6 protein-coding genes are annotated in these 13,271 nt (G+C 40.6%); 5 read left to right on the plus strand and 1 reads right to left on the minus strand.

Going from position 1 to position 13,271, the window contains the following annotated elements; all coding sequences use genetic code 11:
- Nucleotides 1-13 precede the first annotated feature (13 nt).
- Nucleotides 14-2,335 carry an ATP-dependent helicase gene (locus tag WBF63_RS06325; protein ID WP_424368868.1) on the minus strand — a complete coding sequence of 774 codons (2,322 nt, stop codon included), beginning with the start codon at nt 2,333-2,335 and terminating at the stop codon, nt 14-16.
- Between the two features lie 136 nt (nt 2,336-2,471).
- On the opposite strand from WBF63_RS06325, the gene WBF63_RS06330 reads away from it, so the two are divergent.
- The 5 genes from WBF63_RS06330 to WBF63_RS06350 all read left to right on the plus strand — a co-directional run bounded on the left by WBF63_RS06330 (nt 2,472) and on the right by WBF63_RS06350 (nt 13,247).
- The gene (locus tag WBF63_RS06330) at nt 2,472-5,255 is read left to right on the plus strand and encodes a LuxR C-terminal-related transcriptional regulator (protein WP_424368869.1); all 2,784 of its coding nucleotides are present in this window, start codon (nt 2,472-2,474) and stop codon (nt 5,253-5,255) included.
- A 237-nt stretch (nt 5,256-5,492) separates the two neighbouring features.
- Nucleotides 5,493-8,540 carry a SusC/RagA family TonB-linked outer membrane protein gene (locus WBF63_RS06335; RefSeq protein WP_424368870.1) on the plus strand — a complete coding sequence of 1,016 codons (3,048 nt, stop codon included), beginning with the start codon at nt 5,493-5,495 and terminating at the stop codon, nt 8,538-8,540.
- Between the two features lie 41 nt (nt 8,541-8,581).
- Entirely contained in the window at nt 8,582-10,051 is a 1,470-nt protein-coding gene (locus WBF63_RS06340) for a RagB/SusD family nutrient uptake outer membrane protein (protein ID WP_424368871.1), read from the plus strand.
- Nucleotides 10,052-10,062: 11 nt separating this feature from the next.
- The gene (locus WBF63_RS06345) at nt 10,063-11,604 is read left to right on the plus strand and encodes a hypothetical protein (RefSeq protein ID WP_424368872.1); all 1,542 of its coding nucleotides are present in this window, start codon (nt 10,063-10,065) and stop codon (nt 11,602-11,604) included.
- A gap of 5 nt (nt 11,605-11,609) precedes the next feature.
- The gene (locus WBF63_RS06350; protein ID WP_424368873.1) at nt 11,610-13,247 is read left to right on the plus strand and encodes a family 16 glycosylhydrolase; all 1,638 of its coding nucleotides are present in this window, start codon (nt 11,610-11,612) and stop codon (nt 13,245-13,247) included.
- Nucleotides 13,248-13,271: the final 24 nt, after the last annotated feature.

A 13,271-nucleotide genomic window follows, 5' to 3' on the forward strand; every position in this document is an offset into this window, starting at 1 on the left:
TTCCTCTTCTTAATTATCCAATCACTTTCAGCTTGGCGAAATTCAGCAATAATTTCTTCTCGCCGGCATTGTCAAACAAAACCGTAGCTTTTACATTGTCTGGATCACCTTCCAGCGAAATTACTTTTCCTCGCCCGAAACGATCGTGCATTACGATTTTTCCGGCCGATAAATCCACGTTTTCACCATTGGACTGATTCACGATTTTGGCCTGAGCAATCGGTTTGAAACTTGCTTTCGGTTTCAAAGGATTGTCCGGTTTTTTCGGTTCGGTTTTCTTTCTTTCGAATTTTGGAACTTGCGAATAATCATCATCAAACAAATTAACATTCAATCCGCTTTTGTTCACAGGAAGTCCGGCGTTGAGGTTTTTCCATTCCAAATATTTATCATCAATTTCTTCCAAAAAACGACTCGGTTCGCTGTCCACAATTTTTCCCCAACGAAATCTTGAAACCGAATACGTCAGATGCGCAAACTTTTCCGCACGCGTTAGTGCTACATAAAACAAACGACGTTCTTCTTCCAATTCCTGACGTGTGTTCAAATTCATCATGGACGGAAATAAATTTTCTTCCAAACCCACAATGAAAACCGCCGGGAACTCCAATCCTTTGGCCAAATGCACGGTCATAAGCGAAACTTTATTGTCGTCCTCATCATCATTGTCCGCATCGGTAGCGAGTGCGACATTTTCTAAAAATCCGCTCAACGAAGGATCGCCTTCATCCAATTGTTTTTGTTCATCTACATAACCCTGAATACTGTTCAGCAATTCCTGAATGTTTTCCAACCTTGAAATTCCTTCAGGCGTATCATCTTCTTTTAGTGTTTTGATGAGTCCGGTGGTTTTGGCGACATGCGAAGCAACTTCATACACATCATGATTTTGGAGCATCACTTTGAAACTTTTAATCATGGTAATGAAATCGTTCAGTTTTTGAGCCGTCGGATTGTTCAAACCGATTTTTCCTGCATATTGACCAATGTTTTCCAGGATTTCATAAATCGTTTTCTCGTATTCCCCCGAAGCAACTGTTAATTTATTCAAAGTTGTCTGACCAATTCCACGCGTCGGATAATTGATAATCCGAAGCAAAGCTTCTTCGTCATTCTGATTAATTAGTAGTCGCAGATAGGAAACCAAATCTTTGATTTCCTTTCGTTGGAAAAACGAAGTTCCGCCATAGACCCGATACGGAAGATTTCTTTTTCGCAAAGCTTCTTCTATCGCACGCGATTGTGCATTGGTTCGATAAAGAACCGCAATATCTTTGTGTTTGAGGTGTTCGTTCAATTGAAGTTCCCAAATTTGTGAAGCCACATATCTTGCTTCATCGGCATCGGTCAAAGCCCGATAAACCGGAATGGTTTGTCCATCATCATTGGCTGTCCAGACATTTTTTTCCAATTGGTCACGGTTTTGCGCAATGATTTGATTGGCAGCACCCACAATCGTTTTGGTGGAACGGTAATTTTGTTCAAGCGGAATAACTTTTGCGTCCGGATAATCTTGTTGGAACGATAAAATATTGCGAATGTTCGCCCCACGGAACGCATAAATACTCTGCGCATCATCGCCCACTACACAAAGATTTTCATAACGAGAAGCCAAAGCTTTTACGATTAAATATTGCGAATGGTTGGTATCCTGGTACTCATCCACCAATATGTATTTAAATCTTTCCTGGTATTTGGCCAGAACTTCAGGAAATCTTGTCAGGACTTCATTGGTTCGCAACAGCAAATCATCGAAATCCATGGCTCCCGATTTAAAGCAGCGATCTACATATGCTCTGTAAACTTCGCCCATTTTGGGACGCATGGCAGCAGCATCGGCTTCAATCAATTCCGGTGTATTATGATACGCCCGAACGGTAATCAGATTGTTTTTAAATTGTGAAATTCGGTGCAAAACCTGTTTCACTCTGTAAATATCTTTATCGAGTTGAAGTTCGTCCAGGACTTTTTTCATCACGCTTTGGGTATCTTGCGTATCATAAATCGTGAAATCGGAAGGATACCCCAAACGAGTAGCTTCGACACGGAGAATTCTCGCAAAAACCGAGTGAAAAGTTCCCATCCAAAGGCTTTTGGCTTCGCTTTCGCCGACCACTTTTGAAATCCGGTCTTTCATTTCTCGCGCAGCTTTATTGGTAAAAGTCAGGGCGAGGATATTGAAAGGATCAACGCCTTTTTCAATTAAATGAGCAATCCGATAGGTAAGGACACGGGTTTTTCCCGATCCCGCACCCGCAATGACCATCAGCGGTCCTTCGGTAATTTCAACAGCTTGTCTCTGGGGTTCGTTCAGTTCGTCTAAATAATTCTTCATGGGAGGACAAATTTACAAATATTGCCTTGTTAATCCGGTTAAAAGATGGGAATTTAGAATATGCTTTAAACAAAGTTCAGGTAGGAATATAGACAATTCTAATTAAGTTTCTATTTTTGAATTGAAGAAGTTGTCTATGAAATTTAAATTCCTGTTCTTACTGATCTGGATTTCTACTTGCACAATGTCGCAGGAATTACCGCCAGTTCAGAATTTTTCAAAAGAAGAATACAACGGTGGAAATCAAAACTGGATGATTTCACAGTCAGATGCGAACTTCATATATGTGGCCAATAACAAAGGTCTGATGGAATTTGATGGTTCCGTTTGGCGGGTTTACAGTTCGCCTAACAACACCATCATCAGGTCGGTAAAAGTGGTGAAAGACAGGGTTTATACAGGATGTTACCGGGAATTTGGATATTGGGCGAAAGCCGGAAACGGTACGCTGAAATATACTTCTTTAAGTGAAAATATCATTGAGAAAATCAGTACTGATGAGCAATTCTGGAATATTATTGATCATGGCCGTTATGTGATTTTTCAGTCTCTGAATCATTTGTTTATTTATGATACAGTACAGGAAATTTTTAAAATTATTTCGGTTTCCAATACGATTTCAAAGGTTTTTAAAGTAGATAATCGTATTTTTTATCAGGCTTTTGGCGAAGGAATGTTTGAAGTGGTGAACGGCGAAAGTAAACTCATCAACAGCGATCCGCTTTTCCGGGATAACAAAGTGGTTTCGGTTTTTGAAAAGGAGAACTATCTGGAAATTCATACTCAGTATGAAGGGATTTATAAATTTAAGGATGGAAATCTCACCAGAATTCAGACAGAACTTCCACCGATAAATCTCTATGCGAGTAGGCAGTTGTCGGGTGGGAATTTTGCTTTGGGAACGGTTTCCAATGGTTTGTATATTACCGATGCTTCTTATAAAATTTTGTATCACATTGATCAGTCCGAAGGACTTCTGAACAATACGGTGCTGAGTTTGTACGAAGACAGTGAAAGAAATTTATGGTTGGGGTTGGACAATGGCGTGAGTTGTATCAATCTCAATTCTTCGGTTTTGGTTTATGAGGACAACAAAGGTTTTCTGGGTACGGTTTATACTTCGGTTTACCACAAAGGACTGCTGTATGTCGGAACCAATCAGGGGCTTTTTGTCAAACCACTTCATTCAAAAGAGGAATTTCGGATGGTGGAAAATACCAAAGGTCAGGTTTGGAATCTGACGGTTTATGATGATGTGCTTTTTTGTGGTCATGATTTGGGTGCGTTTATCGTAAATGGTTTTCAGGCTTTGCCGATTCTCAAAGGAAATAACGGAACATGGAAATTTATTCCGACTAAAAATCCGTCGATACTGATGGCCGGGAATTATGAAGGCTTGAGTTTTTTTGAAAAGCAAAATGGTAAATGGACTTTCCGAAATAAATTGGAAGGATTTGACATTTCCAGCCGTTTTGTGGAGTTTATGGGTGATGAGGTTTATATCAATCACGAATACAAAGGAATCATCAGATTGTCGATGGATGCTGATTTCCAGAAAGTGACTTCTGTCTATCATTATAAATCTCCTCAAAAAGGAAATGCTTCGAGCATCGCAAAATTTGACAATCAACTTTTTTACGCTTCATCAGAGGGGATTTTTAAACTAAATCCCAAAACGAAAGAATTTCAGAAAGAAGAATCACTGAGCCAAATTTTTGACAAAGGAAATTTCGTTTCAGGAAAACTGATTTCGGTTGATAATTCGCTTTGGGTTTTTGGGAAGGACAATGTCAACCGGATTTCCAATCATTCGCTGGGGAAAGAATTACATATTGCTTCGATTCCGATTAATTATTCTTATTCGAACTCAATTACAGGTTATGAAAACCTGTCTAAAATCGGCAATAATCAATACCTGATAGGTACTTCAAATGGTTACTTAATTCTAAATCCTGATAAAATTCAGCCAGCAGAAAATCCTCTGTTTTTAAATGGCGTAAGTGTCGCTCGATCCGGCGCTACTCCCGAATTCAGAGAATTGAAAGAGGAAGGGAAATTTGCCAATAAAGAGAATAATATTCATTTCTATTTTACCATTCCTTCTTTTTCAAAAATGACAAGCGTGGAATACAGTTATCGTCTTTTGGGAACTGAGGATGAGGATTGGTCTGACTGGACGACTAAATCCAATGCTCAGTTCAATAATTTAGGTTGGGGTTCCTATATTTTTGAAGTAAAAGGAAGAATCGGATATGAAGAAATGGATAGTGTTGCTTCTTATAATTTTTCTATAAAACGTCCTTGGTTTTTGTCAAATCTTGCCTTGATTTTTTATCTGATTGTTTTTGTTTTGTCAGGTTTTCTGATTAACCGATTGTACAAAAGATATTATCAGAGACAAAATGAGAAAATCATTCAGGAGAATAAGCGTCTGTACGAAATTCAGGAGCTTGAAAACCATCAGTACATTATGAAACTGAAAAATGAACAACTTCAAACAGATATAGAAAATAAAAACCGGGAACTTGCCACTTCCACCATGAACCTGATCAACAAGAGTGAAATTCTGGGAAATATTCAGAAACATCTGGAACAATGCGAAACAAAGGATGCGCATATAAAAGCAGTCATGAAGATCATTCACGAAAATCTAAATGGCGAAGACACCTGGAATATGTTTGCGGAAACATTTAACAATGCCGACAAAGATTTTCTGAAAATCATCAAGGAAATCCATCCTTCGCTTACCCCAAATGATCTCAAACTTTGTGCTTATCTCAGATTAAATCTGACCTCAAAAGAAATTGCTTCACTTTTGAATATTTCGGTGCGAAGTGTGGAAGTAAAAAGGTACCGTTTGCGTAAAAAATTAAATCTTGAACACGAAGACGGACTCATTGACTATATTTTGAGTTTGTAAACACCTTTACATTTCTGAATTTCACCACAACATTACCACAACATTTTAATAAAAACATCGATTTATAACGTTTGAATTAAACATTGTTAAAATTTCAAACCATAACTTAACATTGATTTAACGCATAATTTGACATATCGAATCTCAATTATTTTGCGCTGTATATTATTTGTAGGGGATAGATTTTAGGGAAAATCAATTTCATTTCCTTACTTGGGTATTATTAAAATACAAAACATGAAGTACAAAATTTTACTATTTCTATTTACAGTTTTCATAGGGCAAATTTATGCACAGGAAACTGTTTTAAATGGAGTTGTGAAAGATGCCGAGTCGGGCTTACCTCTGTCCGACGTTTCGGTCACAACTACCGACTTTTCAAAAGAAGTCGTAACCGATACCTCGGGAACCTTTCAGTTGGATGGAATTTCAGAAGGAGATATTCTCATTTTCAGTGCATTTGGTTATGACACCATGGAGTTTGACTACAAGGGTGAACTGGCCATGGAATTCTTCCTGAATCCCGAGCAACTCACTCTTCTGGATGACGTGGTCGTAATCGGATATGGCTCACAAGTGAAAAAAGAGATTACCGGAGCCGTTTCCACAGTAAATAGCGAAACCCTCGAACAGCTGAAACCTGTAAAAGTAGAACAAGCTTTACAAGGAACAGTTTCGGGAGTGAATGTTACCGCACAATCGGGAGCGCCCGGTTCGGGTTATAACATCAACATCAGAGGGATTGCCACCAACGGAATCACAGCGCCAACTGTTATCATCGACGGATACATCGGGGATTTGAGCACGCTGAATCCGGCTGATATTGAGAATATTACCGTTCTGAAAGATGCACAAGCCGCGATTTACGGAACCATTGCAGCCAACGGTGTAATTCTCGTTACTACTAAAAAAGGTAGAAAAAACAGGAAAATTGAATTTGGATACAATGCTTATTACGGAATTCAGGAAACTTCCAGAAAGTTACCGCTTTTGAATGCCACCGAATATGCCTTATTATTAAACGAATCTTATGCAAATGGTGGCCAGAACATTCCCTATCCGGAAATCGGAAACCTGCTGGGAATCGGTACCAATTGGCAGGATGAAGTTTTCTCGCTTGCACCTGTAATGAGCCATGAACTTTCGGCTGCTGGTGGTGGTGAAAAAGTTGCTTATGCATTGAGTGCTTCAAATCTGGAGCAGGAAGGGATTGTAGGTGAAGATAAATCCGGATACAAAAGAAACACCGCAAGAATTTCACTTTCAGGAGACCTGACCGACCGACTTCGGTTTAGTACCAATGTGAATTATATGAACATCAACCGCAAAACTTTGAACGAAAATGGTTTAGGCTCTGTGCTTTTCAATGCACTGAATGCGCCGCCGACTGTTCCGGCTTACAACGATGATGGTTCATTTTATCTGATGCCCAACACGGCAGGAATCGGTAATGAGGTAATCAATCCGCTGGCGCAGATTGCCAATACTTTTAATAATTATACAATGCGTAAACTCAGCGGAACTTTTGAATTGAATTATGATTTATTCAAAAATTTTGAAGTGACCGGACGTGTCGGATTTAATTCTTCAAATGACGATTACCGCGGTTTCAGTCCGATTGTGGATTATGGCGGAGGAAAGGTTTTTAACAATCCGAGAAGCAGCGTAACTCAAAATAAATCAAACTATTACGATTATACATTTGACTTGTTTGCGAATTATAACTTCGAACTTGCCAATCATAATTTCACCACAACAGTTGGGACAACATTTTTCAGAACCTGGGGCGATCAGTTATCGGCCACCGGATTTGATGTACCCAATAATTCCTGGGATTTTGCCGACATCGGACTTGCACAGGGACCGGTGGAAAACAACCCAAGTAATTCCTGGAATTATGACGACAGGAGACTATCTTATTTCGGGCGTTTGCAATATGATTTCAACGGAAAATATTTATTGTCAGCGATGATTCGCCGAGATGAATCAACCTTGTTCCACAAAGACAACCGAGTCGAATGGTTTCCTTCTTTTACAGCAGGTTGGATTGTTTCGGAAGAAGGATTCTGGGGTGATGCCGGATTTGTGAACTTTATGAAAATCCGCGGGAGCTGGGGACAATTGGGGAATGACCAGGTAAGCGGAACTTATCGTTCATTATTGAACGGCGAAGGGGTTTACGTTTTGAATGGTTCTATCACAAACGGTTTGGCCATCGGTGGAATTCCAAACAAAGAAATGCGTTGGGAAACAGCTGAAAAGCTAGATGTAGGATTGGATCTGAATTTCTTCAATAATAAATTAACTTTTGTGGCCGATTATTTTATCGATACAAGAAAAGACCTTTTGATTAATAATATTCCGATTTCAGGAATCGTTGGAATCGGTGCGCCGGGAAGTTCCGCTCCGACTATGAATGCTGGAACTGTTGAAAATAGAGGTTTTGAATTCGCATTGAATTACAATCAGAAAATTGGATCTGATTTTTCTGTATCGGCAGGTTATAATTTAACTTTAATTAAAAATGAAGTTACGGAAGTAAATAACAGCACCGGATTTATGGAGGGCGGTGCTTTTGGTGTGGGACAGCCTTTTCCTTCAAGAATGGAAGTCGGGCAGCCGATGGGGTATTTCTTCGGTTATCAGACCAATGGTATTTTCCAAAATCAGGATGAAGTCAATACGCACGCCGACCAATCGGCTTTGGGAACGTCCGATGTCAGACCCGGTGATTTGCGATACGTGGATCAGAACGGCGATGGAATCATCGACACAAACGACCGCGTTTACATAGGTGACCCGATTCCCGATGCCACTATGGGATTCAATTTGACTTTGAATTATAAAGGAATTGATTTTACAACTTACATTTTTGCTTCCTTGGGCAATGATATGGTTCGAAATTATGAAAGAGCGCTGAGCGATGTCAACCGACTCAATTATGTGTTGGACAGATGGCACGGTCCCGGGACCTCAAATGAAGTTCCGCGCGTGACAACCGGCGCCACAAATAATTATGTTTTTTCTGATTATTATGTAGAAGATGCTTCTTATGCCAGAATTCAGAATCTGCAATTGGGTTACTCATTCAGTGACAAACTTTTGGGAGATTCATTCATCAAGAAGCTGAGAATTTATGCAGCGGTAAACAACCTTTATACTTTTACGAAATACAAAGGTTATGATCCGGGTGCTTCGTCCAATGATCCGCTTGCAGCGGGAATTGATTACGGATTTTATCCGATTCCGAGAACCTATATGATGGGTATAAATCTTAAATTTTAATGAGCGGATCGAATCCGTCTGAAACCAAAAAATATTAAAAGATGAAATTCAACAGATATTTAACAATCGTTTTTTCTGCTCTGCTCACTTTGTCATTGTACAATTGTCAGCTGGATCAGGATCCAGAATATACCATCGACTCCGAAAACTTTTTCAATTCGGAAGATGATTATTACAAAGCATTGATCGGTGCTTATGATTTATTGCAGTCCACTTATCAGAACGTGTTGATGGGCGAAATTGCTTCTGACAATACCCTCAGTGGTGGCGAAAGTGCAAATGATGTAATCGGCTTTCAACAGGTCGATGAAATGACCCATAATCCGGTAAACGACCAACTGAAAAAAGTTTGGGACTGGATGTTTGCCGGTGTGCAACGATGCAATTTCATTATGGAAAATCAGGATAAAATCAATTTTGACGGTAAAACTCAAATGATTGCGGAAACCCGTTTCCTTCGTGCATATTATCACTTCGAATTGGTAAAATGGTTCGGGGGAATTCCTATGAAAGGGGATGAAATGTTTGTCATAGGCGATGAGAAAGTCATTCCGCGTTCTCCGGTTGAAGAAGTTTACGCAGCTATTGAACAGGATTTGATTTTTGCAAGTGAAAACCTGAATCCGGTTGCACCCGAAGTGGGACGCACAACACAGGGTGCGGCTTATGCCTTATTAGGGAAAGTGTATTTGTATCAGAACAAATTCCAGCAGGCAGCGACAGCACTTGATCAGGTAATAGGTTCCGGAAATTATTCGCTTGTACAGGATTATTCGACTTTATTTGAATTCGACCAGGAAAACGGTTCCGAATCGGTTTTTGAAGTTCAGTACACCGATGTCGAAGGCGCCGGATTCGAATGTTTACAGTGTAGCGAAGGAAATGTGGCAGTAGGTTTCAATGGTATCCGAAATTATTCTGGCCCATTATTTACTTCGGGTTATAGTTTCAACGTTCCTACTGCTGAATCTTACAATGCTTATGATGAAGAAGATTTGAGAAGAGATATTGCCATTCTCGATATCGAAGCTTGGGCTTCGGCTACCGGAGCAACTTACGGTGAAGGCTATAAACATACCGGTTATTTCAACCGGAAATATCTGCCAAGAGAAAGAAGTGGTGAAGCCCAAGGTGATTTAAACCTTACCAATCCGAATAATTACCGAGCTATCCGTTATGCCGATGTTTTACTGATGGCAGCTGAAGCTTACAACCGTGGAGGAATCAGTGATGCAACGGCAAGAAATTACCTGAACCAGGTTCGCTCACGTGCATTTGGGAATACGAACAACAATGTGACCGTTTCCGGACAGGCGCTTACCGAAGCCATTTGGCGTGAAAGAAGATTGGAACTGATGGGTGAAGGACACCGGTTTTTTGATTTGGTGAGAACGGGAAAAGCAGCCGGAACCATCCCGGGATTTGTCGCAGGTAAACACGAATTGTTTCCGATACCTTTTGAAGAAATTCAGTTTTCAAACGGAAACTGGCAACAGAACCCTAATTATTAAAATACAGAACTATGAAAAATTTAGTTAAAATAATATTTTTAGCATTGCTTCCCTTTTATTTCGGATGTTCCGATGACGACGCACTTACCGAAGTTTCGGGTACGGGAGCGCCTACCGGACTTTCGATGGATTTTAAAATTACCCAGGACAATTCAGGTCTGGTAACCATCACGCCTTCCGGCGAAAATGCTACTCAATTTCAGGTGGAATTCGGGGACGGTGAAATTTCGGAAGAAATCGCGCCCGGACAATCCCTTGAACATATTTATGCAGAAGGAAATTATGAAGTGAAATTGCTAGCAGTGAATTTAAGTGGGGAAAGAGCAGAAGTGATACAAAATTTGGAAGTTTCTTTTCAGGCACCTCAGAATCTGGAAGTAAGCATCGTAAAAGACGCAAATAATCCTTTCATTGTAAATGTTTCTGCAACCGCAGATTTTGAAACTTATTTCGATGTGTATTTCGGGGAGAATGTAAATGAAGAACCTGTTTCATTTCTGGAAGGCGAAACAGCCACCTACCAATACCAGGAAACAGGAACTTATAATATTACGGTCATTGCCTACAGCGGAGGTACCCAAACCACATCTTTCCAGCAAGAAATACAGATTTTCTTTCCGCTTGCTTTGCCTATAACATTTGAAAATCCGCAGGTTGATTATACCTTTTTTAACTTCGGAGGAGGAGATGGCGATGGCGTTCCGATTGTAGACAATCCTGCACCCAATTCGGTTAACAATAGTTCCAGAGTCGGACAATATACCAAAGTAGCAGGTTCTGAGAGCTGGGCCGGTACCGTGGCAGTTTTGAATGAAGACATTGATTTTTCGGGTTCCAACCTTTTATCGGTAGATGTGTATTCGCCGCAGGCAGGAATTCCGGTTCTGCTGAAAGTTGAAAACGGAACCGATGCCAATATTTTTGCAGAAGCCGTTACAAATACAACTGTCAGCGACCAATGGGAAAGACTTGTGTTTGAAATGCCGGTAGATGCTGCACAGACTTACGGAAAAGTTGTTTTGTTTTTCAATTTCAACATTCCGGGTACAGGCGAAACTTATTATTTCGACAACATCCAGAAAGTTCCGATGAGTCTTCCGCTTGATTTCGAAATTTTTGATCCAAGTGCCTATATTTTTACCGGATTTGGCGGCGGAAATATCACGGTAGAAGGAAATCCTTTCGCAGATGCGAATAATCCGAGCACTCACGTAGGGAAATTTAACAAAGGCGTAAACGCCGAAACTTGGGCGGGTGCCTTTATTGAACTGGATGAAGCAGTTGATTTCAGTCAGGGAAGTAAAATCCGACTGAAAGTTCGTTCGCCCCAAGCCGGAATTCAGGTTTTGGTGAAGTTTGAAGACCCGACAGATGCTGCACAGTTTGTGGAAGCCTCAGCCACCGTCAATCAGGCCGATACCTGGGAAACTGTCGAAGCCGATTTTACAGGTATGAACCTCGGAAACTGGAAACGTCTGGTTTTATTCTTTGATTTCGGAAACCCCGGAGTGGGAACTGATTATTATTTTGATGATGTGGAACAAACAAATTAAATCTTATGAATATTTTTAAAAATTATATAATCTTTTTGGTTTCGGTTTTAGGCGGATGCCTTACGCTGAACGGCTGTTATGATGATGATCATTCTATGGGAGACATCAATGCACCAACCAATTTATCGGTGAATTTTACGATTTATAACGTAACAGATTCAGATCCTTATGGCGACGGAAGCGGAATTGTAAATTTCACCGCAACTGCGGACAACGCCATGAATTACAAATTCTTCTTTGGTGATAATACGACTGCTTCTACTTCAAATGGAGAAATTTCTCATTCTTACGCACTCACAGGAATCAATACCTATACGGTTACGGTTCTGGCTACAGGCGCAGGCGGAGCAAGTACCAGTACAACGGTTTCTGTAACGGTTTTTAGTAGTTTTTCTGATGAAAATACCAAAGAATTATTGACTGGAGGTTCCTCCAAAACCTGGTACATCGCCAAAGGCTTGCCGGGTCATTTGGGATTAGGACCCATGACAAGCTATACCCAGGATTGGTACAGCGCAGCTCCTTTTGAGAAAGACGAATGTTTTTATAATGACGAACTTACTTTCAGTTTGGATGGAAATCAGAACATCGTTTATAACCTGAACAATCACGGTGAAACATTCTTTAACGTTACTTACCTGAGCGTTGGTGGCGGAAGTGGTGACGAAGACACTTGTCTGCCTTACGATACTTCGGGTGACCGTTTTGTAACGCTGGCGGCAGCAACACCGGGTGCACCCGAAACCACAGGTACTCAAATGATGATTGGTGATGGCGGCTTTATGGCGTATTATGTAGCACAAAGTAATTACGAAATTCTGGAAATCACGGAAGATTATATGTATGTGCGTTTTCAGATGGCCCCTCCGGGCGATACCAATATTGCCTGGTATATGAAATTCACAACCGATCCGAGTGGCGGTGGCGGAAATGATGATCCGGGCGAATTTGAGACGGAATTCAACAATTTATTTTGGTTTGATGAATTCGACGGAGAATCAGTTGACCTCCAAAAATGGAATTTTGAAATCGGGAATAACAATGGATGGGGAAATCAGGAATCTCAATATTATACAGATCAGAATGCAGTGATTGAAAATGGAATTTTGAAAATCATTGCCAAACGTGAAAATATGGAAGGTTTCGAATTTACATCTTCACGCATCAACACCAAAAACAAATTTGATTTTCAATACGGACGGATGGAAGTCCGTGCCAAACTTCCTGTAGGTGGTGGAACCTGGCCGGCTATCTGGATGCTGGGTTCAACATTTGACAATGTGGGTTGGCCTTATTGTGGCGAAATTGATGTGATGGAGCACGTAGGAAACAATCCCGGAGTGGTGCAGAGCGCCTTGCATTTCCCGGGCAATTCCGGTGGAAATGCGGTAGTGGGTTCAACCGATTTGCCGACTGCTGATTCTGAATTCCACCTTTATACAGTCGAGTGGACAGCCGAGCATATTTTGTTTGCAGTGGACAATGTGGTTTATCACGAATTCTCCAATAATTCGGGAATCCCGTTCAACAGTCCGTTCTTCATTATTTTAAATGTTGCGATGGGTGGTAATCTGGGAGGTGTAATTGATCCCGCATTCCAACAAAGTGCAATGGAAATTGATTATGTAAGAGTTTATAATTAGAAATAGAGTTTAATGTCATTGAAT

The sequence above is a fragment of the Moheibacter sp. genome, from assembly GCF_049672845.1.
In the GTDB taxonomy this organism is placed as follows: Bacteria; Bacteroidota; Bacteroidia; order Flavobacteriales; family Weeksellaceae; genus Moheibacter.

What these genes read in the sequence shown, in the direction of transcription:
- WBF63_RS06325 (WP_424368868.1), bottom strand. Translation starts at nt 2,335, where the DNA reads ATGAAGAATTATTTAGACGAACTGAACGAACCCCAGAGACAAGCTGTT.
- WBF63_RS06330 (WP_424368869.1), top strand. Translation starts at nt 2,472, where the DNA reads ATGAAATTTAAATTCCTGTTCTTACTGATCTGGATTTCTACTTGCACA.
- WBF63_RS06335 (WP_424368870.1), top strand. Translation starts at nt 5,493, where the DNA reads ATGAAGTACAAAATTTTACTATTTCTATTTACAGTTTTCATAGGGCAA.
- WBF63_RS06340 (WP_424368871.1), top strand. Translation starts at nt 8,582, where the DNA reads ATGAAATTCAACAGATATTTAACAATCGTTTTTTCTGCTCTGCTCACT.
- WBF63_RS06345 (WP_424368872.1), top strand. Translation starts at nt 10,063, where the DNA reads ATGAAAAATTTAGTTAAAATAATATTTTTAGCATTGCTTCCCTTTTAT.
- WBF63_RS06350 (WP_424368873.1), top strand. Translation starts at nt 11,610, where the DNA reads ATGAATATTTTTAAAAATTATATAATCTTTTTGGTTTCGGTTTTAGGC.